28 protein-coding genes and 2 pseudogenes are annotated in these 25,736 nt (G+C 55.2%); 12 read left to right on the forward strand and 18 right to left on the reverse strand.

Annotation, left to right across the window (positions count from 1 at the left end):
* The first annotated feature begins 9 nt into the window (after positions 1-9).
* Both ACSIPU_RS07030 and ACSIPU_RS07035 read left to right on the forward strand, forming a co-directional pair.
* The gene (locus tag ACSIPU_RS07030) at positions 10-1,443 is read left to right on the forward strand and encodes a DUF2867 domain-containing protein (protein WP_017146216.1); all 1,434 of its coding nucleotides are present in this window, start codon (positions 10-12) and stop codon (positions 1,441-1,443) included.
* Between the two features lie 96 nt (positions 1,444-1,539).
* Positions 1,540-2,553 carry an NAD-dependent epimerase/dehydratase family protein gene (locus ACSIPU_RS07035; protein ID WP_004100611.1) on the forward strand — a complete coding sequence of 338 codons (1,014 nt, stop codon included), beginning with the start codon at positions 1,540-1,542 and terminating at the stop codon, positions 2,551-2,553.
* Here ACSIPU_RS07035 and ACSIPU_RS07040 read toward each other — a convergent pair.
* Positions 2,550-3,380 (reverse strand): N-acetylmuramoyl-L-alanine amidase, encoded by an 831-nt coding sequence (locus ACSIPU_RS07040; protein WP_024273963.1) that lies wholly within the window; start codon positions 3,378-3,380, stop codon positions 2,550-2,552. The genes ACSIPU_RS07035 and ACSIPU_RS07040 overlap by 4 nt on opposite strands.
* Positions 3,377-3,700 (reverse strand): heavy metal-binding domain-containing protein, encoded by a 324-nt coding sequence (locus ACSIPU_RS07045; protein ID WP_004100606.1) that lies wholly within the window; start codon positions 3,698-3,700, stop codon positions 3,377-3,379. Before ACSIPU_RS07045 ends, ACSIPU_RS07040 begins: the two co-directional genes overlap by 4 nt.
* A 117-nt stretch (positions 3,701-3,817) precedes the next feature.
* On the opposite strand from ACSIPU_RS07045, the gene ACSIPU_RS07050 reads away from it, so the two are divergent.
* The 6 genes from ACSIPU_RS07050 (at position 3,818) to artJ (ending at position 8,432) form a co-directional block, all read left to right on the forward strand.
* Positions 3,818-4,333 (forward strand): lipoprotein, encoded by a 516-nt coding sequence (locus ACSIPU_RS07050; RefSeq protein WP_004100604.1) that lies wholly within the window; start codon positions 3,818-3,820, stop codon positions 4,331-4,333.
* Positions 4,334-4,657: 324 nt separating this feature from the next.
* Entirely contained in the window at positions 4,658-5,386 is a 729-nt protein-coding gene (gene artP / locus ACSIPU_RS07055) for an arginine ABC transporter ATP-binding protein ArtP (protein ID WP_004100602.1), read from the forward strand.
* Between the two features lie 19 nt (positions 5,387-5,405).
* Positions 5,406-6,137, forward strand: a complete 732-nt coding sequence (gene artI, locus ACSIPU_RS07060) for an arginine ABC transporter substrate-binding protein ArtI (RefSeq protein ID WP_004111833.1) — start codon at positions 5,406-5,408, stop codon at positions 6,135-6,137.
* A gap of 6 nt (positions 6,138-6,143) precedes the next feature.
* The gene (artQ, locus tag ACSIPU_RS07065) at positions 6,144-6,860 is read left to right on the forward strand and encodes an arginine ABC transporter permease ArtQ (protein ID WP_004100599.1); all 717 of its coding nucleotides are present in this window, start codon (positions 6,144-6,146) and stop codon (positions 6,858-6,860) included.
* A complete protein-coding gene (gene artM, locus ACSIPU_RS07070) occupies positions 6,860-7,528 on the forward strand; it encodes an arginine ABC transporter permease ArtM (RefSeq protein WP_004100597.1) in 669 nt (222 codons plus the stop codon). The genes artQ and artM overlap by 1 nt, the downstream gene beginning before the upstream one ends.
* 172 nt (positions 7,529-7,700) lie before the next feature.
* On the forward strand, positions 7,701-8,432 hold the full coding sequence (gene artJ / locus ACSIPU_RS07075; protein ID WP_017146217.1) for an arginine ABC transporter substrate-binding protein ArtJ: 732 nt from the start codon (positions 7,701-7,703) through the stop codon (positions 8,430-8,432).
* 341 nt (positions 8,433-8,773) lie between these two features.
* Here artJ and ACSIPU_RS07080 read toward each other — a convergent pair whose 3' ends face one another.
* From ACSIPU_RS07080 to ACSIPU_RS07135, 12 genes are all read right to left on the reverse strand, one after another.
* A complete protein-coding gene (locus ACSIPU_RS07080) occupies positions 8,774-10,246 on the reverse strand; it encodes a sensor histidine kinase (RefSeq protein WP_004100593.1) in 1,473 nt (490 codons plus the stop codon).
* Positions 10,243-10,959 (reverse strand): response regulator transcription factor, encoded by a 717-nt coding sequence (locus tag ACSIPU_RS07085; RefSeq protein ID WP_142478275.1) that lies wholly within the window; start codon positions 10,957-10,959, stop codon positions 10,243-10,245. The genes ACSIPU_RS07080 and ACSIPU_RS07085 overlap by 4 nt, the downstream gene beginning before the upstream one ends.
* A 78-nt stretch (positions 10,960-11,037) precedes the next feature.
* Entirely contained in the window at positions 11,038-12,168 is a 1,131-nt protein-coding gene (gene rlmC / locus ACSIPU_RS07090) for a 23S rRNA (uracil(747)-C(5))-methyltransferase RlmC (protein ID WP_435321784.1), read from the reverse strand.
* A gap of 42 nt (positions 12,169-12,210) precedes the next feature.
* Positions 12,211-12,699 (reverse strand): YbjO family protein, encoded by a 489-nt coding sequence (locus ACSIPU_RS07095; RefSeq protein ID WP_004100588.1) that lies wholly within the window; start codon positions 12,697-12,699, stop codon positions 12,211-12,213.
* Between the two features lie 57 nt (positions 12,700-12,756).
* A complete protein-coding gene (gene potI / locus ACSIPU_RS07100) occupies positions 12,757-13,602 on the reverse strand; it encodes a putrescine ABC transporter permease PotI (RefSeq protein ID WP_004100585.1) in 846 nt (281 codons plus the stop codon).
* A complete protein-coding gene (potH, locus tag ACSIPU_RS07105; RefSeq protein WP_032727987.1) occupies positions 13,599-14,552 on the reverse strand; it encodes a putrescine ABC transporter permease PotH in 954 nt (317 codons plus the stop codon). The genes potI and potH overlap by 4 nt, the downstream gene beginning before the upstream one ends.
* 10 nt (positions 14,553-14,562) lie before the next feature.
* Entirely contained in the window at positions 14,563-15,696 is a 1,134-nt protein-coding gene (gene potG, locus ACSIPU_RS07110) for a putrescine ABC transporter ATP-binding subunit PotG (protein WP_004134592.1), read from the reverse strand.
* Positions 15,697-15,798: 102 nt separating this feature from the next.
* On the reverse strand, positions 15,799-16,911 hold the full coding sequence (gene potF, locus ACSIPU_RS07115) for a spermidine/putrescine ABC transporter substrate-binding protein PotF (protein WP_016808083.1): 1,113 nt from the start codon (positions 16,909-16,911) through the stop codon (positions 15,799-15,801).
* A gap of 349 nt (positions 16,912-17,260) precedes the next feature.
* Positions 17,261-17,740: a YbjN domain-containing protein gene (locus ACSIPU_RS07120; RefSeq protein ID WP_004100577.1), complete on the reverse strand. Its 480-nt coding sequence runs from the start codon at positions 17,738-17,740 to the stop codon at positions 17,261-17,263.
* Between the two features lie 89 nt (positions 17,741-17,829).
* A complete protein-coding gene (gene rimK, locus ACSIPU_RS07125) occupies positions 17,830-18,732 on the reverse strand; it encodes a 30S ribosomal protein S6--L-glutamate ligase (protein ID WP_004100575.1) in 903 nt (300 codons plus the stop codon).
* 116 nt (positions 18,733-18,848) lie between these two features.
* On the reverse strand, positions 18,849-19,571 hold the full coding sequence (nfsA, locus tag ACSIPU_RS07130; RefSeq protein WP_049127549.1) for a nitroreductase NfsA: 723 nt from the start codon (positions 19,569-19,571) through the stop codon (positions 18,849-18,851).
* Positions 19,555-19,845 (reverse strand): YbjC family protein, encoded by a 291-nt coding sequence (locus tag ACSIPU_RS07135; protein ID WP_004100569.1) that lies wholly within the window; start codon positions 19,843-19,845, stop codon positions 19,555-19,557. The genes nfsA and ACSIPU_RS07135 overlap by 17 nt, the downstream gene beginning before the upstream one ends.
* Before the next feature lie 203 nt (positions 19,846-20,048).
* On the opposite strand from ACSIPU_RS07135, the gene ACSIPU_RS07140 reads away from it, so the two are divergent.
* Positions 20,049-20,312, forward strand: coding sequence for a GrxA family glutaredoxin (locus ACSIPU_RS07140; protein ID WP_004100567.1), 264 nt, complete (start codon positions 20,049-20,051; stop codon positions 20,310-20,312).
* Between the two features lie 6 nt (positions 20,313-20,318).
* On the opposite strand, the gene ybjM is transcribed toward ACSIPU_RS07140, so the two are convergent.
* Positions 20,319-20,702, reverse strand: a complete 384-nt coding sequence (gene ybjM / locus ACSIPU_RS07145; RefSeq protein WP_004100565.1) for an inner membrane protein YbjM — start codon at positions 20,700-20,702, stop codon at positions 20,319-20,321.
* Positions 20,703-20,969: 267 nt separating this feature from the next.
* Here ybjM and ACSIPU_RS07150 point away from each other — a divergent pair, with 267 nt between their 5' ends.
* Positions 20,970-22,655 (forward strand): aspartate:alanine antiporter, encoded by a 1,686-nt coding sequence (locus ACSIPU_RS07150; protein ID WP_004100564.1) that lies wholly within the window; start codon positions 20,970-20,972, stop codon positions 22,653-22,655.
* A gap of 222 nt (positions 22,656-22,877) precedes the next feature.
* Here the strand turns inward: ACSIPU_RS07150 and ACSIPU_RS07155 are convergent, their stop codons facing one another.
* The 3 genes and pseudogenes from ACSIPU_RS07155 to ACSIPU_RS07165 form a co-directional block, all read right to left on the reverse strand.
* A complete protein-coding gene (locus tag ACSIPU_RS07155) occupies positions 22,878-23,096 on the reverse strand; it encodes an ogr/Delta-like zinc finger family protein (protein ID WP_196558063.1) in 219 nt (72 codons plus the stop codon).
* Positions 23,097-23,182: 86 nt separating this feature from the next.
* Positions 23,183-24,052 (reverse strand): annotated as a pseudogene (locus ACSIPU_RS07160) (contractile injection system protein, VgrG/Pvc8 family); the annotation flags it as partial.
* Positions 24,034-24,151: pseudogene (locus ACSIPU_RS07165) on the reverse strand (regulator); the annotation flags it as partial. The pseudogenes ACSIPU_RS07160 and ACSIPU_RS07165, both read right to left, overlap by 19 nt.
* A gap of 90 nt (positions 24,152-24,241) precedes the next feature.
* On the opposite strand from ACSIPU_RS07165, the gene ACSIPU_RS07170 reads away from it, so the two are divergent.
* Together ACSIPU_RS07170 and ACSIPU_RS07175 are read left to right on the forward strand one after the other, a co-directional pair.
* Positions 24,242-25,177 (forward strand): phage repressor protein CI, encoded by a 936-nt coding sequence (locus ACSIPU_RS07170; protein WP_196558077.1) that lies wholly within the window; start codon positions 24,242-24,244, stop codon positions 25,175-25,177.
* Positions 25,174-25,587: a hypothetical protein gene (locus tag ACSIPU_RS07175; RefSeq protein WP_196558064.1), complete on the forward strand. Its 414-nt coding sequence runs from the start codon at positions 25,174-25,176 to the stop codon at positions 25,585-25,587. The genes ACSIPU_RS07170 and ACSIPU_RS07175 overlap by 4 nt, the downstream gene beginning before the upstream one ends.
* Positions 25,588-25,736: the final 149 nt, after the last annotated feature.

Consider the following 25,736-nt stretch of genomic DNA (forward strand, 5'->3'; position numbering starts at 1 on the left):
GAGTCCGGCGTGTCGCAGCGAATTCTGGTGCTTGGCGCCAGCGGTTATATCGGCCAGCATCTGGTGACAAGGCTCAGCGAGCAGGGCTTCACCGTGCTGGCGGCGGCACGCCAGATCGACAGACTCAAGAAGCAGCATCTCCCCGGCGTCGAGTGCTATTCGCTCGATTTAAACCAGCCTGACGCGCTACCCGCCCTGCTGGCGCAGGTTGACACCGTTTATTATCTGGTACACGGGATGGGCGAAGGCGGCGACTTTATCCGCCACGAGCGGCAGGTCGCCCTTAACGTCCGCGACGCGCTGCGCAAGACGCCGGTGAACGAAGTCATTTTTCTCAGTTCGTTACAGGTTGCAGAAGAGGAGCAATCCGATCATCTGCGCGCCCGCCAGATCACCGGCGATCTGCTGCGCGAATCGGGCGTACCGGTAGCGGAAGTTCGCGCCGGCATTATCGTCGGCGCCGGTTCCGCCGCGTTCGAAGTGATGCGCGATATGGTTTACAACCTGCCGGTACTGACGCCGCCGCGCTGGGTGCGCTCGCGCACCACGCCGATTGCGCTGGAAAACTTACTCTATTATCTGCTGCAGCTGCTGAACCATCCTGCGGCAGAGCATCGCATTTTTGAAGCCGCCGGGCCGGAAATTTTGAGCTATCAGCAGCAGTTTATCCGCTTTATGGCAGTCAGCGGCAAACGTCGGCCGTTGATCCCCATTCCTTTTCCGACCCGTTGGATTTCGGTGTGGTTTCTCAACATCATTACTTCAGTGCCGTCAACCACGGCCAGGGCGCTAATTCAGGGGCTAAAGCACGATCTGATCGCCGACGACCGCGCCCTGCGGGCGCTCATCCCGCAACCTCTCATCGCTTTTGATGAAGCGGTGCGCCGCACGCTAAAGGAAGAGGAGCAACTGGTGAACTCCAGCGACTGGGGCTACGATGCGCAGGCCTTTGCCCGCTGGCGCCCAGAGTACGGTTACTACCCGAAACAGGCGGGCTGCACCGTTAACACTTCCGCCAGCCTTGCTGCGCTGTGGAAGGTGGTCAACCAAATTGGCGGCAAAGAGGGCTATTTCTTCGGCAACGCTCTGTGGAAAACTCGCGGGGCGATGGATCTGCTGGTCGGTCACCGGCTGGCAAAAGGTCGCCCGGAAAATGAATATCTGCAGACCGGCGATGCGGTGGACAGCTGGAAGGTGATTATCGTCGAGCCGGAAAAGCAGTTGACGCTGTTATTCGGCATGAAAGCGCCCGGCCTTGGCCGCCTGAGCTTTACCCTGCGCGATAAAGGCGACCATCGCGAACTGGACGTCCGCGCCTGGTGGCACCCGCACGGTATGCCGGGACTCTGCTACTGGTTGCTGATGATCCCGGCGCATCTGTTTATTTTTCGCGGTATGGCCCGACGCATCGCGCACCTGGCGGAGCAAATCACCATCAAATAGAGTATAGGTACAGAATTCTTTCATGATTCTCATTGCATCGTAGTCAGAATCACGGAAAAATGCGCACGAAATTCTTTTGTTAAACAGTGGATCGATATGAAGGTACTGGTTACCGGTGCGACCAGCGGATTAGGCCGCAACGCGGTGGAATATCTGCGTAACAGGGGCATTAGCGTCAGAGCGACCGGGCGCAACGAAGCGATGGGCAAGCTTCTGAGCAAAATGGGCGCAGAGTTCGTCCCTGCGGACTTAACCGAGCTGGTCTCTTCGCAGGCCAAAGTGATGCTCGCCGGTATCGATACCCTGTGGCACTGTTCCAGCTTTACTTCACCCTGGGGCACTCAGCAGGCTTTCGATTTAGCCAACGTCCGCGCAACCCGTCGCCTCGGCGAATGGGCGGTTGCCTGGGGCGTACGCAACTTCGTACATATCTCCTCACCGTCGCTCTATTTTGATTACCACCATCATCGCGATGTTCAGGAAGATTTTCGTCCGCAGCGTTTCGCCAACGAATTCGCCCGCAGCAAGGCGGCAAGCGAAGACGTGATCCATCTTCTGGCGCAAGCCAACCCGAATACCCGCTTCACGATCCTGCGTCCGCAAAGCCTGTTTGGCCCGCATGATAAAGTGTTTATTCCGCGTCTGGCGCAGATGATGCAGCACTATGGCAGCGTTCTGTTACCGCGCGGCGGCAGCGCGCTGGTGGACATGACCTATTATGAAAACGCGGTGCACGCGATGTGGCTCGCCAGCCAGCCACAGTGCGACCTTCTGCCCTCGGCCCGGGCGTACAACATCACTAACGGCGAACCGCAAACCTTGCACAGCATCGTGTTGAAACTCATCGATGAGCTGGGGATTAAGTGCCGCATCCGATCGGTTCCCTATCCTATGCTGGATATTATCGCCCGCAGCATGGAGCGCTTTGGCAATAAGTCAGCTAAAGAGCCCGCCTTTACCCACTACGGTGTCTCCAAGCTGAACTTCGATTTTACCCTTGATATCTCTCGCGCTCAGCAGGAGCTGGGCTATCAGCCGGTGGTGAACATGGATGAAGGGATTATCCGCACCGCCGCGTGGTTGAAGGACCACGGCAAGCTGCACTATTAACCGCGCCCGTACTTTTCCAGCAGCGCTTCAGCCATCGCCAGCGTTTGCGCATCGGCAACGCCGTCCCAGCGCGCGGGGCGGAAGTGCATCTGGAAAGCCATAATCACCCGCTTTTGCTGCGCTGGGGTCATTTCCGGCGTCACCTGATAGCCGTAGCGCGCCAGGACGTCCAGCAGCTCGGCAGTGTCTACCGGCTCGTATGACGGACGCCCCTGCAGATAAAACGCCACGCGCCGGGCATCCGGCCATGCGCCAATCCCCTGCTCCGCCAGCCTGTGCCACGGGAACAGCGGCCCCGGATCGTCTTTGCGCTGCGGGGCAATGTCGGCATGCGCGACTACGTTCTGCGGCAGGATCTGATAGCGAGCGATGATGTCCTTCGCCAACGGGATCAGGGCGTCAATCTGCGCCGGATTAAACGGCGTAAAGCTTTTCACCCCCGCCGTTTTTTGCCAGCCGCGATTCTCCAGCTCAATGCCAATCGAGGTATCGTTAATGCGCGTGCTGCCGCGCCAGAAGCTGACCCCCGCATGCCAGGCCAGATCCTCTTCCGGCACCAGCTGCCAGATCCGCGGTTTGCCTCCGTGCAGCGGCGGTTTCTCCGGGATCAGATAGTGAGAGCTCACCTGATTATCCGTCAGCGTCGCTAAGGAAACGTCGAAATCATCGGCGGTATAGTGGATCACCAGCACTTTGATGCGCGGATAAGCGGCCTGCGCCGGATGGCGCGTATCCAGCTGATAGCCATCGCGATCGATAATACCTTTTTCGCTGGCGCAGCCCGCCAGCAGCAGCGCCAGCAGTACGCCTGCCCGGCATCGTTTCATCGGCGGGTCTTCACCGCGGTGCCGCTGACGCTGACCATCAGCATACTGCTGTCTTTTCCCACGGTTTCGTAGTCAATATCAATCCCGACCACCGCATTGGCGCCCAGCGCCTTCGCCTGCTCGCTCAGCTCTTCAAACGCAATTTCGCGGGCCTTGCGCAGCTCTTTTTCATAGGCGCCGGAACGACCGCCGACGATATCGCGAATGCTGGCGAAAAAATCGCGGAATACGTTGGCGCCGAGAATCGCTTCCCCGGTGACGACGCCGCAGTATTCAATGATGGGCTGACCTTCAAGGGTCGGAGTAGTGGAAAATTGCATGATGAAACTCCTTCTTTAGCGTTCAATGCGTTAGCTCTAAGGGTCAAGCACAATCCCTATCTGATACACTATGCTTGAAAAGATATTCTAACGTAGTGAGCTCATAAGGAAATCATCATGCGCTACAAAGTTCTTGCACTCGTCCTCCCCTGCGCGCTGGCGCTCAGCGCCTGTACTACCGTCACGCCTGCCTACAAAGATAACGGCACCCGTAGCGGCCCCTGCATCGAAGGCGGCCCGGATGACGTGGCGCAGAAGTTTTATGACTACCAGCTGCAGAATCGCAATAGCGATTTAACCGCGCTGCGTCCGTACCTGAGCGACGGTCTGGCAAAACTGCTGAACGACGCGCGTCAGGATCCGTCGAACAACGCCCTGCTGCAGTCTAATCTGTTCTCCAGCAGCAGTACCCCGGCCGACAGCGCCGAGGTCGCCAGCGCCTCCACGATCCCCAACCGCGATGCGCGCAACATTCCGCTGCGCGTGGAGCTAAAACAGGGCACCCAAAGCTGGAAGGATGAAGTGCTGATGATTCAGGAAGGCCAGTGCTGGGCGGTAGATGACGTCCGCTACCTCGGCAATAACGGCCATGCGCCGGCAGGCACCCTGCGTCAAAGTCTGGAAAAACGCTAACCGGCCGCTGGCACCTGGCAAAGAATCCCCGGTCTCCTTCAAGGCGCAGACCGGGGGCCGGTAGAGGCGAGGCTCATGGCTGAGCCGGGTAACAAAGCCAACGCTTCTGCGGCCTGAAGTATGACGGGTATAACCCGGTAAAATGTCGGTAATTACTCTGGTATTGCCGACATTTACTTCCCCCGCCTCCACGAAGCCATATTTTGTGCTAACTTTAAATGTAAACGTGGTTTACATTTAACTTTTAACGCATAAATATTGCATAACTATTCTGCCAAAGGTACTATTTGCGGCCTCAATTGCTATTTGTATCAGACTGCCCAGATGAGCATTAAATTAAACGGCATTAATTGCTTCTACGGCGCGCACCAGGCGCTGTTCGACATCACGCTGGATTGCCCGCAGGGGGAAACGCTGGTGCTGCTCGGCCCAAGCGGTGCCGGAAAAAGCTCGCTGCTGCGCGTTCTTAACCTGCTGGAGATGCCGCGTTCCGGCACGCTGAACATCGCCGGGAACCATTTCGACTTTACCAAAGCGCCTTCTGACAAAGCTATCCGCGAGCTGCGCCAGAACGTCGGTATGGTGTTCCAACAGTACAATCTGTGGCCGCATCTGACCGTGCAGCAAAACCTGATTGAAGCGCCTTGCCGCGTGCTCGGTTTAAGCAAAGATCAGGCTTTAGCGCGCGCAGAAAAGCTGCTCGAACGTCTGCGCCTGAAACCCTATAGCGATCGCTACCCGCTGCATCTTTCCGGCGGCCAGCAGCAGCGTGTCGCCATTGCCCGCGCCCTGATGATGGAACCGCAGGTTCTGCTGTTTGATGAACCTACGGCGGCGCTCGATCCAGAAATCACCGCCCAGATCGTCAGTATTATCCGCGAACTGGCTGAAACCGGCATTACGCAGGTCATCGTCACCCACGAAGTGGAAGTGGCGCGTAAAACGGCAAGCCGCGTGGTGTATATGGAAAACGGCCATATCGTTGAACAAGGTGATGCCGGCTGCTTCGCGCATCCGCAGACCGACGCGTTTAAAAACTATCTTTCACATTGATGTTTTCGGGGAAATGACGATGAAAAAAGTACTGATTGCCGCTCTTCTTGCGGGCATGAGCCTCTCCGCTACCGCTGCCCAGACCATTCGTTTCGCCACCGAGGCCTCTTACCCTCCGTTTGAATCGATCGACGCTAATAACAAAATTGTCGGCTTTGACGTCGATCTGGCGAACGCGCTGTGTAAAGAGATTGATGCGACCTGCACCTTTACCAACCAGGCTTTCGACAGCCTGATCCCCAGCCTGAAGTTCCGCCGTTTCGACGCGGTAATGGCCGGGATGGATATCACCCCTGAGCGTGAAAAGCAGGTGCTGTTCACGACCCCGTACTATGAAAACTCTGCGCTGTTCGTCGGCCAGCAGGGTAAATTCACCAGCATCGATCAGCTGAAAGGCAAAAAAGTCGGCGTGCAGAACGGCACCACTCACCAGAAATTCATCACCGACAAACATCCGGAAATCACTACCGTTCCTTACGACAGCTACCAGAATGCGAAGCTGGACCTGCAGAACGGCCGTATTGACGCCGTGTTTGGCGATACCGCAGTGGTGACAGAATGGCTGAAGAGCAATCCGAAGCTGGGAGCAGTCGGCGACAAAGTCACCGATAAAGACTACTTCGGCACCGGTCTCGGCATTGCGCTGCGCCAGGGCAATACCGAGTTGCAGCAGAAATTTAACGCTGCGCTGGAAAAAGTGAAGAGCGATGGGACTTACCAGTCTATCTATAACAAATGGTTCCAGAAGTAACGCTGAATGAACGAATTTTTTCCATTAGCAAGCGCCGCCGGGATGACCGTCGGCCTTGCCGTTTGCGCCCTGATCATCGGTCTGGTGCTGGCGATGCTGTTTGCCGTCCTCGAGTCGGTGAAGCTGCGTCCGGTCGCCTGGCTCGCAACCGGCATTGTCACCCTTTTGCGCGGACTACCGGAAATCCTGGTAGTTCTGTTTATCTATTTTGGTTCCTCTCAGCTGCTGCTGACCCTTTCTGACGGCTTTACTATTAATCTCGGCATTGTGCAGATCCCGGTACAGATGCAGATTGAAAATTTTGACGTCAGCCCGTTCCTGTGTGGGGCTATCGCGCTTTCTCTGCTGTATGCCGCTTACGCATCGCAAACGCTGCGCGGGGCGCTTAAAGCCGTTCCGCAGGGGCAATGGGAATCCGGTCAGGCGCTGGGATTATCAAAAGCCGCTATTTTCTTCCGCCTGGTGATGCCGCAGATGTGGCGCCACGCGCTGCCGGGCCTCGGCAACCAGTGGCTGGTGCTGCTGAAGGATACCGCACTGGTGAGCCTCATTAGCGTCAACGATCTGATGCTGCAAACCAAAAGTATCGCTACCCGAACCCAGGAGCCGTTTAACTGGTATATCATCGCGGCAGCAATCTATCTGGTCATCACCCTGTTGAGTCAGTACATTCTGAAACGTATTGATCAGCGAGCGACGCGCTTCGAACGGAGACCAGGCTGATGCTTGATTACTTACCCGAACTGCTAAAAGGGCTGCATACCAGCCTGACGCTGACCGCGGCCTCGATCGTCGTGGCGCTGATTTTGTCGCTAATCTTCACCATCATCCTGACGTTAAAAACCCCGGGGCTGGTGTGGGTCGTGCGCGGCTATATCACGCTGTTTACCGGCACGCCGCTGCTGGTGCAGATCTTCCTGATTTACTACGGCCCGGGCCAGTTTCCGTCGCTGCAGGAGTATCCGCTGCTCTGGCATCTGATTTCCGAGCCCTGGCTCTGCGCGCTGATTGCCCTTTCTCTTAACAGCGCCGCTTATACCACCCAGCTGTTCTATGGCGCAATCCGCGCCATTCCGGACGGCCAGTGGCAATCCTGCGGCGCGCTGGGGATGAGTAAGAAGGATACGCTGGCGATCCTGCTGCCGTACGCTTTTAAACGCGCCCTCTCCTCCTACTCCAATGAAGTGGTGCTGGTGTTCAAGAGCACGTCCCTGGCCTACACCATTACCCTGATGGAAGTGATGGGCCACAGCCAGCTGCTCTATGGACGCACCTATGATGTAATGGTGTTCGGCGCCGCCGGCATCGTTTATCTGGTGGTCAATGGCCTGCTGACGCTACTGATGCGTCTGGTGGAACATAAAGCGCTGGCCTTTGAGCGACGCAATTAAAAACGCATATCCAGCCAAATCAAGACGGGTAGTTCACTGAATTACCCGTCTTTTTTTATTCAAACCAAAATAAATATCCATATTTATTGAATATAAATTCATTTAGTGGCATTGTTACTGCCAGCCGCAGACACGGCACAACAACATAAGATTGACCGACGGGAGTTCCACGATGAAAAAGTTAGTTCTGGCCGCACTGCTTAGTTCTTTCGCCTTTGGCGCCGCTGCCGCAGAAAAAATCAGCTTTGGCGTTTCTGCAACTTACCCACCGTTTGAATCGATGGACGCCAATAACCAAATCGCCGGTTTCGACATCGACCTGGCCAACGCGCTGTGCAAACAGATGCAGGCCGAGTGTACTTTTACCAACCATGCCTTCGACAGCCTGATCCCGGCGCTCAAATTCAAGAAATATGATGCGGTCATCTCCGGCATGGACATTACCCCGGAGCGCAGCAAGCAGGTGGCGTTTACCGACCCGTACTACGCTAACTCCGCGCTGGTTATCTCGAAGAAAGATGCTTTCCACTCTTTCGCCGATCTGAAAGGCAAGCGCATCGGGATGGAAAACGGCACCACGCACCAGAAATACCTCCAGGATAAACATCCGGAAGTGAAAACCGTGGCTTACGATAGCTACCAGAATGCGTTCATCGACCTGAAAAATGGCCGTATTGATGGGGTGTTTGGCGATACCGCCGTGGTCAACGAGTGGCTGAAAACCAACCCGCAGCTGGGTGCGGCAACGCCGAAAGTCACCGACGCGCAGTACTTCGGTACCGGCCTCGGCATTGCGGTACGCCCGGATAACAAAGCGCTGCTGGAAAAACTGAACGCCGCGCTGAAGGCGATTAAAGCTGACGGTACCTACGATAAAATCAGCAAGCAGTGGTTCCCGGAGTAAACCCTCCCGGAGGCGGCGCTTGACGCGCCTGTCCGGGCTACCGGCCCGCAGACAGCCGTGGACCCGTAGCCCGGGCTAGCGCAGCGCGGCCCGGGAAGAAGCCACGCCAAAGTCTCCATCCCGGCGCATTCCCCGGGTTGCGGCGTAAACGCCTTCCCCGCGCTACCGGCCCGCAGACAACCGTGGCCCCGTAGCCCAGGCAAGCACAGCGCGGCCCGGGAAGAAGCCGCGCCAAAGTCTCCATCCCGGCGCATTCCCCGGATTACGGCGTAAACGCCTTCTCCGGGCTACCGTTGAGCAGACAGCGCTAAACCTGTATCCCGAGCAACCAATCCGCCACCTTAAACCGGCAGGGTAAACTGGAAACAGGCTCCTGCCGGCGCTTCAAGCAGGCGAATATCGCCGCCGTGCAGCTGCAGCATCCGCCGGACAATCATTAATCCCAACCCTCCTCTCGATGCGCTTTGCGCGCCAGGTTCCAGCACCGAAGGTCGTTCAAACAAGGTTGCCCGCAGCTCGCCGGCGATGCCCGGCCCGCTATCGGCCACCTCGACGATAATCTCTGGCCCTGCCCGCCGAGCCGCCAGGCGAATAACCCCCCCCTCCGGCGTATGACGAATGGCGTTATCGAGCAAATTGGTCAACACCCGTTCAATCATTGAGAGATCGGCGGTGACCGGCGGTAATCCGGCAGCCAGCTCCAGCTGCAAACCGATATTGCGCGTCGCGACGGGCAGATCGAATTTTTGCGCCACATCCTGCACCAGCTCGGCCAGCACGAACGTTTCCGGCTGCGGCTTAATCCCACCGTGCTCCAGGCGGGCCAGCTCAAACAGCTGCTGAGAAAGATGGCGCACTTTATTGCCCTGGCGCAGCGCGATATTCAAATACTGCTTGTTCTCTTCCATCGTCAGGCGATCGGCCTTCAGGCTTAACGTTTCCAGATATCCCAGCAAGGAGGTGAGCGGCGTGCGTAAATCATGGGAGATATTGGCAACGAACTCCCGCCGCTGACGGTCGCTATCGGCCAGACGATCCCACTGCCCGGCAATCTGGCGGGCCAGTTCAATAAAGCGGTTATGCAGTACGGCGACTTCGTTTCCCGGATTCGCCTCCGGGGTTTGCGCCGCCAGCGCCTTAATCGCATGGATGCTGTCCTGCTCATTCGTAGCCACCAGCGCGGTGAGCTGACGCACCGGGCGCGTGACCCACCGCCAGGCGAGCAGTCCCGCCAGCAGGCCGAGAGCGGCCACCAGCAGCAGAGTCCACAGCAGCAGGCTGGACAGTGTTTTCAGCCAGGCGCTTGCCGCCAGTTCATTAAAGGTTTCGCCCTGCAGAATGATATAGAGATAGCCGCGTAGCTGACCGTCCTGGCGCAGCGGCGCCACGCTAAATACTTTTTGTTTATCAAGGCTGCGCGGATCGTCGCCGTATACCGGCCACGCGCCGCCGGAAAGGAACGTCTGCACCGGCGCCAGATCGATGCGCTGACGTTTGATATGACCGGGCGGCGCAGCGTCGGCCAGCAGCTCGCCGTCGGGCGAAAGCAGATACAGTTCCACGCTGGGGTTGAAGGTCATCAGCCGGTCGAAAAGCGGTTTCAGCATCCGGCGGTCAACCTGCCCCTGAGCGTCCAGCAGCGGCTCGCGAGCGGCGATTTGCTGCGCCAGCCCGGCGGAAAGACGCTGGACCATCACGTTGCCGTACTGCGCGCTGCTGTAGAGCTGGATCAGGCAAACGGCTAACGCACAAAGCAGCAGTAACGAGGTAAACACCAGCGCCAGGCGCTGGCTGAGGCTGAGACGGCGGATCATGGCTGCGCCTCTTTGCGCTCCACGGCAAATTTATAGCCTTTACCCCAGACGGTCAAAATGATGTCCGGCTCCGCCGGGTCACGCTCAATTTTGGTGCGCAGACGGTTGATATGGGTATTGACCGTATGCTCATAGCCGTCGTGCTGATAGCCCCACACCCGATCGAGCAGCTCAAGACGGGAAAAGACCTCCCCGGGGTGACGAGCAAAATAGTATAAAAGATCGAACTCGCGCGGGGTGAGATCCACCATCTCGCCGCGCAGCTTAACGTCGCGGGATAGAGGATCGATGCTCAAGCCGTGGCTATTGATACGCCCGGCATCCATTAACAAATTTTGCCCCATCGCCTCCTGGCGACGGAACACCGCTTTGACCCGGGCGGTCAGTTCGAGAATCGAAAAGGGTTTGGCCAGATAATCATCCGCTCCCATCTCCAGCCCCTGTACCCGCTGGGTTTCGCTGGCGCGAGCGCTGATAATGATAACCGGCAGATAGCGGGTTTGCTGACGAATGTGCCGACAAATTTCCAGACCGTCTACGCCCGGCAGCATCAGGTCGAGGATCACCGCATCCCAAAGCTCTTTTTCCAGCAGGCGCAGGGCCTGGGCTCCGTCCGCCACGTGGACAATCTGATAGCCCTCATCCAGCAGATTCAGGCGCAGCAGCGCGGCGATATCTTCATCATCTTCAACCAACAGAATTTTTTTTGCCACCGGCAGCACTCCGCTATTCTTACGTTCTGATAAGCCAAGCTTACCCGATCTTTGCCGGCTGAAGAGTTCACATTTTGTTTATACTTCGCGAACCAGCAGGGTCAACACCTCATAGTGGGCGGTATGCGGGAACATATCGAATAGCTGGACGCGCGCGATGCGGTAGCCATTCAACCGGGCGATATCTTTCGCCATCGTGCGGGCGTTGCAGCTGGAGTAGATAATAAAATCCGGCGCCATACGGTTTAAATAGTCGCACAGTCCGTCGCCGATACCCCGACGCGGCGGGTTCACCAGTACCAGATCGGGAATTTCGCCTTCGCCGGCAGCAAACTGCGTGGAATCGAGCGCCTGGAAATGCAGATTCTGCAGTCCGAGCTGCGCCGCCGATTGTCTGGCGCAGGCGATGGCCTCAGCGGCAATCTCAATCCCGGTCAGGCGCATCTCCGGCGTGGCGCAGTGCAGACCAAAGCCGCCAACGCCGCAAAAGAGATCCCACATATGATTAACCGGTAGCTGGCGCACCCAGTCGCGAGCGGTGGCATACAGCCGGCTGGCCACCGCCGGGTTGGTCTGAAAGAAGCTTTGCGGGCGGATCCATAGCGGCACGCCGTTAAAGTTTTCCGCCAGCGCCTGCTGGTCGGTGAGGAAAATTTCCCGCTCTCCTTCCATGATGGCCATATGCACCGGCTGAATATTGGCGGTAATCACCTGCAGCTGCGGCAGCAGCGCCTGAAGCTCCGGCAGCGCGGCGCGCAGCTGGGCAAGCTTGGTCTCCGAACGCAGGACAAAGCGCAGCATCATACCGCCGTCGAACCGGCTTTCGGTCAGCAGAATGTACTTCAGCTCTCCGCGCCTGCGGGCAACGTTATAGGGCGTGAGCCCGGCGCGAGCGATAAACGGCTTGAGCGCAGCGAAGACGGGCGCGAAGCTTTGCGGATAAAGCGGGCAGTCGGTCAGGTCTTCCGGGGCGCCATCACGGTGCAGCATTCCGAGCAGCGGGCGCTCTACGCTACCGCTGACCACCATTTTCGCTTTGTTGCGAAACCCGCTTTCCGGGCCGCAAACCGGCGCGCACCATTCAGCGACGGGCGCATCGGCGAGAAGCGTGCGCAAATCGGCCATTTTATCGGCGAGCTGTTGCGATACCGGCAGTTCCAGCCACTGGCAGGAGCGACAGCGGCCCGCGTCATAGAGTGCGCAGTGCATAACAAGACCTTCAAAAAAACAGGGGCGGGGATTGTATCACCGTTACTGTAAACGGAAAAAGCGTCGGCACGGGGCCGGAACAAACAGCATGGCCAGCACCAGTAGATCCGGCAGCTTTTGCAGCACCAGAGAACGAAATATTTCGCGCTTCGATTCACCGGCAATGCTAAACAGCTCAGGATAACCGTAGCCCAAAGAAGCGGCCCACAGGTAGCCAATCACGATAATCTGCGTCAACAGGAACAGCCAACGCGCCCAGTTGCGCCCTTTTACCAGCGAAAACGCGCACCAGATTTCAATAAATACCAGCACCAGACTTGAGAGAAACACCAGGGTGAGCGCCCACGTCTGCACGCTGCGATGGACAAAATCCGCGATTCCCTGAACGCCAAGCTGGTTGAGGATCATCAGCAAATCCAGGCCGCGGATTAAAATAATGGCGAAGGCCGCCACCTGCACCAGCGCAGGAACGTTAAGACGAGCATGAGACGAACGCGTTTTAGTAAACAATCCCAACGTAAAGTCTTCCATGAAAACGGCGCCACAAATGCGGCGCCGATGTTAACTCTATTGCAGATTTTAGGTGGTTCAGCCGCTTCTTGCACGCTGGATATCGCGCACCCGCTGCTTTTCCGCGCGGGCCATCAAATACCAGGCGATAAAACCAACAATGCCGACCACGCCGAGGATTAACGTTGCCAGGGCATTAATCTCCGGGTTAACCCCCATGCGCACGCTGGAGAAGACCAGCATCGGCAGCGTCGTCGCCCCCGGCCCGGAAACAAAGCTGGCAATAACCAGGTCGTCGAGCGACAACGTAAAGGCCAGCAGCCAACCGGAGACCACCGCCGGCATAATCATCGGCAGCGTAATGACGAAAAAGACCTTCAGCGGCGCGGCGCCCAGATCCATCGCCGCCTCTTCAATAGAGTGGTCCAGCTCACGCAGGCGCGATGAAATGACCACCGCGACGTACGCGGTACAGAAGGTCACGTGCGCCAGCCAGATGGTCAGCATGCCGCGATCTGACGGCCAGCCAATTGAATGCCCCAGCGCGACAAACAGCAGCAGCAGCGACAGGCCGGTAATCACATCGGGCATCACCAGCGGCGCGGTGATCATAAAAGCAAAGCCGTTTGAACCGCGGAAGCGGCCAAAACGCACCATCACCACTGCGGCAATGGTACCGAGGATCGCCGCCGCCGTCGCGGCGCAGGCGGCAATGGTCAGGCTTAAGCCTACCGCGCTCATCATCGCATCGTCATGAAACAGCTCGCGATACCAGCGCGTCGACCATCCGGCCCATACCGTCACCAGCTTTGAGCTGTTGAACGAGTAAATCACCAGCATCAGCATCGGCGCATACAGAAAGGTAAAGCCAAGCAGCAAAATGACGATTCGCCACGGCGAACGGACTACCGGTAAATTATTCATCCGTGTTCCCCCACCTGTTTTTGCTGATGCTTGTGGAACCACATGATCGGTACGATCAGCAACAGCAGCATCACGATCGCTACCGCCGAAGCCACCGGCCAGTCGCGGTTGTTAAAGAACTCCTGCCACAGCACGCGGCCAATCATAATACTGTCCGGGCCGCCCAGCAGTTCCGGGATAACGAACTCCCCTACCGCCGGAATAAACACCAGCATCGACCCGGCAATAATCCCGCCTTTGGTGAGCGGGACGATCACCTGGAAGAAGGTCTTCAGCGGCCGGGCGCCCAGATCCAGCGACGCCTCAACCAGCGAGTAATCGATGCGCGTGAGGGCGGTATAAATCGGTAGCACCATAAACGGCAGATAGGCGTAAACAATACCGATATAGACCGCCAGGTTGGTGTGCAGGATCTCCAGAGGCTGGTCGATAACCCCCAGCCACAGCAGGAAGTTGTTCAGCACGCCGTTGCTTTTCAGCAGCCCCATCCAGGCATAGACGCGGATCAGAAACGACGTCCATGACGGCAGAATGACCAGCAGCAGCAGGATATTCCGGGTCGATGGCTTACTGTGCGCCACCGCCCACGCCAGCGGATAACCCAGCAGCAGACAGCAGAACGTCGAGATCCCTGCCACCTGGAGCGACTGCAGATACGCCTCAAAATAGAGAGGATCGTCGGTAAGCTGCAGGAAATTACCGAGATTCAGCGTTAACGTTAGCTGGCCGTCGGCCCACTCCAGCAGCTCGGTGTAGGGCGGGATCGCCCGCGCCATCTCCGCCAGGCTGATTTTAAAGACGATCAGAAATGGCAGCAGGAACAGCAGGATCAGCCATATGTAAGGCAGCGCAATCACCAGCTTGCGCCCGTGGGCCATCTGCAGCCGCGCCAGCCACAGCGCGAAACCGCCCGGTTTGTTTACGCCTGACGGGGGTTCTAATGTACTCATTGCCCTCTCCTCACACCGTCAGCACGACGCAGCTATCGGCGTCCCAGCATAAACGGACTTCATCGCCCCAGGTTGGCGCACCTTTGCGGTAACGGTGCTCGTTCTGCAGCTGAGCGCTGAGCATCTGCCCGCTTTTCAGGCGCACATGGTAGATAGACAGGTCACCGAGATAGGCAATATAGATAACCTCACCTACCGCGAAGTTATAGCCATCCGCCGGTGGGTCCTCGCAGAGCATAATTTTTTCCGGGCGCAGAGCCACCCACACCGGGACGTTATCGACGACGGAGGCATCGGGATCGACCTTCAGCGGATGCGTCAGGCCCGGGGAATCCAGCACCAGGCCATCTTCCTGGCGCTCTTTTACCAGCCCTTCAAAGACGTTAACCGAGCCGATAAACTCCGCGCTGTAGCGGGTAGTTGGGTGCTCGTAAATTTCCTCCGGCTCGCCGATCTGTACGAACTTGCCGCGGTTCATAATGGCGATACGCCCCGCCATGGTCATCGCCTCTTCCTGATCGTGGGTCACCATCACGCAGGTGACGCCGACGCGCTCAAGAATATCGACCACTTCCAGCTGCATCCTGTCGCGCAGCTTCTTATCCAGCGCGCCCATCGGCTCGTCAAGCAGCAGCAGTTTCGGTCTTTTCGCCAGGCTGCGGGCCAGCGCCACGCGTTGACGCTGACCGCCGGAGAGCTGATGCGGTTTACGCTTTGCGAACTCCTGCATATGCACCAGCGCCAGCATCTCCTGCACCCGACTGGTGATTTCAGCCTTAGGCAATTTGTCCTGCTTGAGGCCAAAGGCGATGTTCTGCTCCACCGTCATATGGGGAAAGAGCGCATAGGACTGAAACATCATGTTAATCGGCCGCTGATACGGCGGCACCCGCGCCAGATCGACGCCATCCAGGACAATCTGCCCGGCGGTAGGCTGTTCGAATCCCGCCAGCATGCGCAGCAGGGTTGACTTGCCGCAGCCGGATGCGCCCAGCAGGGCAAAAATTTCGCCTTTATAAATGGTGAGATTGACATCATCGACGGCGTGCTGGCCATCGAAGGACTTCGTTAAATTACGGATTTCGAGCAGCGGGGTCAGCGCTTTGGGGGTTTTCGCCTGCGGGCGAGGAATTACATCATTCACGGGGTGTTCTCCGGCAGAAATCAAATCATGGTGCAGGCGCACCATAACGGTGCACCTGTTGCCGGCAGCGCGACGCTTATCCGGCCTACAACTCACGGAGAATTACTTACCGCTTTTCACCTTCGTCCATGCGCGAGTACGCACGCGATCGATTTTCGGATCCTGGACTTTCAGGGTGAACAGCTTGGCGAAGACGTCAGCCGGCGGGTAGATGGCCGGATTGCTGCGGATCGCTTCGCTGACCAGCGGCGTAGATGCTTTGTTGCCGTTAGCGTAATAGACATGATCGCTAATATGCGCGATAACGTCCGGACGCATCAGATAGTTCAGGAATTGATAAGCCTCTTCTTTGTTTTTCGCATCTGCCGGCATAGCGAAGACGTCAAAGAACGCCAGCGCGCCCTCTTTCGGGATAAAGTAGGAAACGTTGACCCCGTTCTTCGCTTCTTTCGCCCGGTTAGCCGCCTGCCATACGTCGCCCGCCCAGCCGATCGCGACGCAGATATCGCCGTTCGCCAGGTCGTTGATGTACTGCGAAGAGTGGAAGTAGCGAATATTCGGACGCAGCTTCAGCAGCAGGTCGGTTGCCGGGCCAGTGTAGTCATCGGCTTTGGTGCTATTAGGATCTTTGCCGAGGTAGTTCAGCACGGTGGCGAAAATCTCTTCCGGGGCATCAAGGAAGGAGACGCCGCAGCTTTTCAGTTTCTCCAGATTTTCCGGTTTCATCACCAGATCCCAGCTGTCCAGCGGCGCATCTTTGCCCAGCACGGCTTTCACTTTATCGATGTTATAGCCTATGCCGGTTGTCGCCCACAGGTAGGGAATCGCGTATTTATTGTCCGGGTCGTGCTTCGCGACCAGTTTCAGCACTTCCGGATCGAGATTTTTCCAGTTGGGGAGCTTGCTCTTATCCAGCGGCTGGAACACCCCTGCCGCCAGCTGGCGCTCGAGGAAGCTGGCCGACGGCACCACCAGGTCAAATCCGGTGCTGCCCGCCATAAGCTTACCCTCCAGCACTTCATTGGAGTCAAAAACGTCATACACCACTTTAATACCGGTCTCTTTTTCAAAATTCGCCACCGTATCCGGAGCAATATAATCAGACCAGTTATATACATGCAGGGTTTTTTGTTCGGCTGCGAGCGAACCGGCAGAGACGGCCATCAGCGCACCCGTAACCAGACCTGTTAACCATTTTTTACCAAAGGCGGTCATATCTCTTATTCCTTCTCAATGCCCGTTAACAAGCGGGCTGAATATACGCACTTGTTCGCATGCAATAATCATGCATATTTTTTCAATGCCTAAGAAAAGGAGAGAGGACCTCTCCCGGAATGGTTGCCCGCAACTGGAAGCAGCGTCAGAATAACTGTAGCCAGAATAAGAGGCTATAGCCCAGGAGAAAAAAAGGGCTTTTATCAATTTTTTATGCAATAAGGGTCTATGTGATAAGCCGAAAACGGCGGAATGGCGGTGAAAAATTCTTTACAGAAAGGTTAACAACAGAATAATCGCGGGTAATACGCAGCCACCATGGCAGTGACTGCGCTATTTTTCGCCAGCCTCAGTGAAGAAAATGGTACTGAATATTCTCAGCTATCGGCTCTTCTTCCTCAGACTTATACAGCACCTGGTTAGCACTGGCTTCAAGGATGACCATCGATATCTGTTCTTCGCTCTGGCGGAAAAACCATGCAAACTGATCGATCGTCACGCCGACGCCGACGGTCAACGCCTGGCAAACCACCAGTTTCGGCAGATTATCATCCTGAATATCGAGGAAAGCTTTCACCGTCAACGAGCTGGCGTTAATCGCAGAAAGATCGGCGGAAAGCGGCAGGAGCGCGGAGGGTTTCACCTCAGCCAGCGCGGAGAAAAGCACCACGTTATCAACCAGGTCAAGTTTGGCATCAAAAATGCCTTCGAAATTTTGCATATGCGGCAGGTGCAGTGCCTGGCAGGAATCACACTCAAAAAAGCTGATGCCCAATTCGTCGAGCCATTGACGTAACGTATCAAGACCCGGAACGACCAGTGAATCCATATGACCTGTGACCTCTTACTGTGAAAAATGCGACGCCATAGCTTACGCAAAAAAAGCGCCGTATTCCATGACGGTGTCGCGAAAGGCAGCTATCCCCCCATTTTCAGACAAAATCCGGGCGTCGCTTGTCGTTCAATCCAGGCGATCATCTTGCCGGCAATATCGACGCCGGTGGTGGTTTCAACCCCCTCCAGCCCCGGAGAAGCGTTCACTTCCATCACCAGCGGTCCGCGCGTGGCGCGCAGTATATCCACGCCCGCCACGTCCAGCCCGAGCGTTTGCGCCGCCTTAATGGCCATTTCACGCTCCTGCTCGCTGATAAGCGCCACCGAGGCTACGCCGCCGCGATGCAGGTTGGAGCGAAAATCGCCCTCCTTCGCCCGCCGCTCAATCGCCGCGACCACTTCATTACCCACCACGAGGCAGCGCACGTCCCGGCCTTTCGCCTCGGCGATATACTCCTGAACCAGAATATGCGCATTCAGGCCGCGAAAAGCGTCAATAACGCTCTCTGCCGCCTGGCGCGTTTCGGCCAGCACAACGCCGATCCCCTGCGTCCCCTCCACCAGCTTGACCACCAGCGGCGCGCCGCCAACCATGGCGATCAGATCGCTGGTGTCGTCCGGCGAGTGGGCAATACCGGTGAGCGGCAGGTCGATGCCCTGGCGCGCCAGCAGCTGGAGCGAGCGCAGCTTGTCGCGGGCGCGCGTGATGGCTACCGATTCATTCAGCGGGTAGCTGCCGAGCAGCTCAAACTGACGCAGCGCCGCGGTGCCGTAGTAGGTGATCGCCGTGCCGATACGCGGGATCACGGCGTCAAAATGCGGGAGCTGGCGGCCTTTATAGTGAATTGACGAGGCCACCGGGCTGACGTTCATATAGCAGGAAAGCGGATCGAGGATTTCCACCTGATGACCGCGTTTTTGCGCGGCTTCGCGCAGGCGTCGACATGAATAAAGCGTTCCATCCCGGGATAATATGGCAATTTTCACCCTGCACCTCTGCGAAAAGACCCGCTCTGGCGGGCCTCTGAGTAGCAAACAACGTTTTAAATTAGCGCTGACCTGCGGAATTTCCTTGCGTCAGACCGGGTGCAGTTTACACGCAATCAGCGCGTAGCCCATCCCTGCTTATGCAGATATTCCAGAATAAATGGCCGGCTTTCTTTGACGATAGTCCGGCGGATATGGTCGCTCCAGGTATCGCGACGCGTGTTGCTGCCGCGAGAGAGATAATAGTGCGCCAATTGCTCGTCATATTCAGCAAGGACCGTCTCATCCAGCGGCTGATAGTAATTTTCATGAACCAGCATCGCCGACGGCATGCGCGGTTTCACTTCCGGATTATCGTCAGGCCAGCCAAGGCACAGGCCAAACAGCGGCATTACGTGCTGTGGGAGCTTCAGCAGCTGGGTCACCGCATCAATATTGTTACGCAGCCCGCCGATATAGACGCCGCCCAGGCCAAGAGATTCCGCCGCCACCAGCGCATTCTGCGCCATAATCGCGGTGTCGACGCAGCCCAGCAGGAGCTGTTCGGCGAGACCCAGCTGAGCGTCCGGGCAGATTTGCAGATTGCGGTTAAAATCAGGGCAGAATACCCAGAATTCCGCAGCCTGCGCCACGTGCTGCTGTCCGCCGCTCAGCGGCACCAGCTGTTGACGTATTTCCGGGTCGGTAACGCGAATAATTGAGGTACATTGTAAAAAACTGGAGCTGGAGGCTCCCTGCGCGCTGGCGATAATTGCGGCGCGCTGTTCTTCGCTGATCGGCGCGTCGGTAAAATGGCGAATAGAACGGTGGCTACGCAGCAGCTCAATGGTCGGCGTCATCTCGTTTTTCTCTGTCAGGCAATGATGAAGGGGAATTTTTCGTTTGCGTCAACTGCGGGGCAACAACTTTCGCCACACGCCAGATTAACGCCACGGCGGCCGGAAGCATCAGCAGGATCCCCGCGAAGATCATCAGCAGCGCCGCGGTCGGGCTGGAAAACGGCGCAGGCAGGCTGACGTACTGATTAAGCGAGAGCCAGGCCAGGGTCAACAGCACCATGCCGATAAACTCAACTACCAGAACGCTTTTGGGTAATGCTGCGGGCGATCGCATAACGCTCCTCCGGTCCAAAGCAATCACGCAACCGGGTAAAAAAGTCGCGTATCAGAGGGAGTATAGCGGTTTCATCAGCAGAATATTTAACAAACATAGCCTTAAGCCATCAAAGCAAAAGGCAGAACCTTCTTTTCCCCGTCGCCATAACGCGGCATGATACGCCCCATTCGCCATCCGGCTGAGGTTTAAGGAGAGAGAGTATGTTTACGGTAATTTTTGGTCGTCCAGGTTGCCCATATTGCGTTCGCGCCAAAGAACTGGCGGAAAAACTGAGCAACGAGCGCGATGATTTTAACTATCGCTACATTGATATCCACGCTGAAGGCATCAGCAAAGCCGATCTGGAGAAAACCGTGGGTAAACCGGTTGAAACCGTACCGCAGATTTTTGTCGATCAGAAGCACATTGGCGGCTGCACTGACTTTGAAGCCTGGGCGAAAGAGAATCTCGGTCTGTTTGCCTGAGACGACTCACTCCTCTGACGAGGGCTTGCGTCTGGTATCAAGCCAGGCGCAAATAAATAAAAAGCACAGCGCGCCCAGCGCGCACCAGAACACCGCGCTAAATAGCCACGCCAGTTCCTGCCAGAAAGATCGTTGAGTGACGAAGAATAACCGCATGACGACCAGACAAATAGGCGCAGCCAGCATAGCGCCGATAAGCGGACGCAGCACCCGCTGACCCGGGGAGAGGCAGCTTGCCGCCGCACCGGGTAGCAAAAAGAACAGCAGCCCGAGCTCAGGGTTACCGGTAGCCCGAAAGGCGCCTTTCATATGTAACAGCAGCGATAAGCAAACCACGATAAATAGAAAGAACCCACAGATAATACCGGCCCAAGCACGCTCAGATTTCACGACATCCTCCTGATTTTGCCTCTAACCAACTTCCACTTCGCCCAGTCAGATAAAGATTCTGGCAATCCATGCCAATAAAAGATCCCGTCAAGGTAATAACGATTGTTGCTAGCCGCAGCCCCCAGGAAAGATTAAACTATCGACTATATTTTGCTGGTTATAACGGGATGCCAGAATAGCGTTCGGGACAACGCGAACACTGGACCAACCTTAGACCAAATAACCATTTCCTTCAACAACTTACTAGTAAATGAGAAGTTGGCTTTCGTGAATATAAACGTCGCAGATTTGTTAAACGGGAATTACATCCTGTTATTGTTCGTTGTACTTGCACTGGGACTCTGCCTCGGGAAACTGCGTCTCGGGTCGGTACAACTTGGTAATTCCATTGGCGTTTTAGTGGTTTCCCTATTATTAGGGCAGCAGCATTTCAGTATTAACACTGACGCCCTCAATCTCGGCTTTATGCTGTTTATTTTTTGCGTCGGCGTAGAAGCGGGCCCCAACTTTTTTTCTATTTTTTTTCGCGATGGGAAAAATTACCTGATGCTCGCGCTGGTGATGGTCGGCAGCGCAATGCTGATCGCCATGGGGCTGGGTAAGCTCTTCGGCTGGGATATCGGCCTGACGGCCGGGATGCTCGCCGGCGCGATGACGTCCACTCCCGTGCTGGTCGGCGCCGGGGATACGCTTCGCCACTTCGGCATGCCCAGCGATCAGCTCGCCCTTTCGCTCGATCATCTGAGCCTCGGCTATGCGCTGACCTATCTGATTGGCCTGGTCAGCCTGATCGTCGGCGCCCGCTATATGCCGAAGCTGCAGCATCAGGATTTGCAGACCAGCGCCCAGCAAATCGCCCGCGAGCGCGGTCTCGATACCGACTCCCGGCGTAAGGTCTATTTGCCGGTGATCCGCGCCTACCGCGTCGGTCCGGAGCTGGTGGCGTGGGCTGATGGTAAAAATCTGCGCGAGCTGGGTATTTACCGCCAGACCGGCTGCTACATTGAGCGCATCCGCCGCAACGGCATTCTCGCGAACCCGGACGGCGATGCGGTGCTGCAGATGGGTGATGATATCGCCCTGGTGGGTTACCCGGATGCCCATGCCCGCCTCGACCCAAGCTTCCGTAACGGCAAAGAGGTCTTCGACCGCGATCTGCTCGATATGCGAATCGTCACCGAAGAGATCGTGGTCAAAAACCACAATGCCGTCGGCCGTCGCCTGGCGCAGCTGAAGCTGACCGACCACGGCTGCTTCTTAAACCGCGTCATTCGCAGCCAGATCGAAATGCCTATCGACGATAACGTGGTGCTCAACAAGGGCGATGTGCTGCAGGTCAGCGGCGACGCGCGTCGCGTTAAAACCGTCGCCGATCGTATCGGCTTCATCTCCATTCACAGCCAGGTGACCGACCTGCTCGCCTTCTGCGCCTTCTTTATCGTTGGCCTGATGATCGGCATGATCACCTTCCAGTTCAGTTCGTTCAGCTTCGGCATCGGTAACGCCGCCGGTCTGCTGTTTGCCGGCATTATGCTCGGCTTCCTGCGCGCCAACCATCCGACGTTCGGCTACATCCCGCAGGGCGCGCTGAATATGGTGAAAGAGTTCGGCCTGATGGTATTTATGGCCGGCGTGGGGCTCAGCGCGGGCGCCGGGATTAACAACGGCCTCGGCGCCGTCGGCGGTCAGATGCTGGCGGCGGGCCTGATCGTCAGCCTGGTACCGGTGGTTATCTGCTTCCTGTTCGGCGCGTACATCCTGCGCATGAACCGCGCGATGCTCTTCGGCGCCATGATGGGCGCCCGTACCTGCGCGCCGGCGATGGAAATTATCAGCGATACAGCCCGCAGCAATATCCCGGCGCTGGGATACGCGGGGACCTACGCCATCGCTAACGTATTGTTAACCCTGGCAGGTACGCTGATTGTCATCATCTGGCCGGGACTACAGTGAATTTTTTAAGAAAAAAAACGCGCATACGCAGAACTTTTTTTGCTGGCATCAGTCATAAGTAGTGCCACTGCTTTTCTTTGATGTCCCCATTTTGTGGAGCCCATCAACCCCGCCACTTAGGTTCAAGGTTGATGGGTTTTTTGTTGCCTGAATTTTACGGCCTTTAAAATCATTGAGTTACAAACCCTCTTTTTAAGTCATGGCGACAAAGTGGCGACAGCCTCAAAGAGCCAGCGCAGCCTGGCCTGAATTTGTGAGATGAGGCTGCACAGGATGGGCCTCTTTAGGTGTAGAAATTGAGCGAACAAAAGTCTCATGCGTTACGAACGTATTGCTGCAGTTGATATTCTGGCACTGGTGGTAACGTTCTTTGGTCATTGAAGAGACCTGGAAACTGCTGCGAGTATGGGCTGCACTTCCACATACTGGGCAAATCATCATTTTACATCCCCGCCTTTTTTGCTGAAATCGCAATAATGATACAACATTATTTCATTTCGTGAACTTTAAGTTCTCTTATGAAAACCTCAGTCCATTACTAAATCATCAATTTTCACTTCCAGCTCGATGCTGGTTGTAAATCCGCTATCCGGGTTTACCGTGTGCGTTAACGTGGTGATGGTCCAGCTGACATCATCAATGGGTTGTTTAAAGCCGATGACCTTCACGGGCATTTCCGTATAGAGATCCGCGCGGCCTTCTGCCAGCTGCAGGGAAAATGACGCCACACCACACTGCAGCCGCTTCCAGTTCATTTTTGCTGCGCGTTCCGCATTAGCGCGCTTGGCATAGGTCCGGTTCAGAACCAGGACGTTCTCATCCGTCCCGCTCAGGTAATCTTCTTGCTTTGCTTCCGGCTCTTTTGGTTTTGTCGTCTTCCGGCGGCGCTTCACTTTGGTGGTTTCTTTTTTCTCCAGTTCGCGCGTATGCAACAAGTGAGCAATTACCCCAGTGTACGCTCCCCTGTCCGCCTGGCTGAAGCGATGACTGCCACCGTCCCGGCGGGTAATAGTGATGACCGGCAGCGCTTTACCGCTGGCCGTTTTCCCCTGCCCCTGCCGGATAAACAGCAAATTACGGTCCTTCACTGAGGCAATCGCACCGTCCCGCCAGCTTCATCAAAAAGCTGGCGTCGCTCTCGTTGGTCTGCTCTAGGTGATTTACAGCCTGCCCGCTACATCATTGCCGATGGCAACCTTCAGGCTGTGCCGAGTGGCAATCTTCTTCACCACCTCACCCACTGTCGTTTTGTGCCAGGACTTTTCACGCCGTACATTTAGCGTCTCCCTGAAATCAGCGCTGCGGGCACGGATTGTCAGTCGGTCCGAGCTGCCGCTATGCTCTATCTCATCAACGGTAAATTTCCCTTTTGAAAAAAGCGGCAGGCCTTTCCATCCATATCGCTGATGGTATCGATTGAAAGACCAGTTGTTTCTCTATTAACGCTCAATTGTGATGTGAGGCGTGTTAAGAGTGATTGAAATGTAAGGGGTCATGATGCAACAATCTCCCGTTGGCTTGTGATTATTCTGGTTAAATAGTGACCAAAAACTTCACAATTCGGATAATAGGATCGCAATTTGGTTATATCAACTCAAAAAAACACATTTCGCCACATTAGCGGCAATCTAAAATCATCCATCATACAAAACTGTGGGGGACAGCAAATCATAGAACGCATACTTGCCGCCTACGATTTCACTTCGCGAAAAGCACTATGTAATCATCTGGGTATTCCGCAGAGCACAATGGCCAACAGGTATGCACGGGATACATTTCCTGCTGATTGGGTTGTTATTTGTGGAATTGAGACTGGCGTTTCAATTGAATGGTTATCGTCAGGTGTTGACATAAATGCACCCGTGTATCTCCCCGCAGACTCAACTCCAACACAAGGTATATCTCCGAGCAATCGATGTTCTAACAACACAAAGTACCCAATTGAGAACATAACTAATCTCAATCAAGGAGGAAAGGCGGCTATTGAACGTTTAGTTGAGGCATATGGCTTTACAACTCGGCAGGCCTTGGCAGACCACTTGGGCGTATCTAAAAGCACGCTAGCGAATAGATATATGCGTAATACATTTCCTGCAGATTGGATCATCCAATGTGCTTTGGAAACAGGTGTGCCTCTAGATTGGTTAGTATCCGGTATTGGCGAATCTGTTCATAAATCAACAAATGAAGTTTTCAAGCTTCAAAAATTTTGTCTTACTCAAGGAAATCTTAAGGAGGATGGTGAGTGCGTCTGGGATAAAAATTATATTTCTATCAAGGAAGACTCACTATATATCGTAGTAGATGAGAAACGATCATATATCTGCGATTCGAATTTCAATCATGTTGAAGATGGAAAATGGCTTATAGATATTGATGGGCAAAAAACATTGCGAGACATTGTTCTTTTATCAAATTCAAAAATACAAGTGCGGTATCAAGATAGTACCTTTGTGTATAACAAGAATGATATTACATTCATTAGCTTCGTGAGAGTTATTATTACTGAGGTCAAAAAATGAGTGAAACAAAGCTTCGCTGGTTTTTCTATACCTTTGTCATTGCAATCGTACCATTCATGGTAAGATTCCTTTTAGGTTTTACCACTAACATCAGCCCGCACATATTAACAATCTCTGATTTAGTAGCATTTTCATTAGTAATGCAAGTCTCGACTGTAGGGGCAGCAGAAATATTGAATGATGAGCACAAAAAATTTAAGACTGTTTGTTTTAGCATTACTACCGTCTTGATTCTTTTTTCTGGACTATACTATGCCTTATCCATTATTTCTGAAGAAAATCCAGAAATAATGAATCTCAACAGTAGCATACTTGTATTGTTTATTATTTGTTTATCATCAACACTTTTGAGTTTTACCGCACATCATAAACTTCAAAGCAATGAACAATTGTCAATGGAGGAGATGTAGACATGGAGAAATTTTTCACATATCTCAATTGGGTATCAGTACTAGTCTCTTTGATAGCTATTATTTATAGCGTTTACAATATCAGGAAAACTAAAAAAGAGCTTGATGATTACCAAAAACGATTAGAAATAAAGAAGAATCAATACAAA

The sequence above is a fragment of the Klebsiella sp. HN106 genome (assembly GCF_051209435.1).
GTDB classification, from domain to species: Bacteria; Pseudomonadota; Gammaproteobacteria; order Enterobacterales; family Enterobacteriaceae; genus Klebsiella; species Klebsiella oxytoca.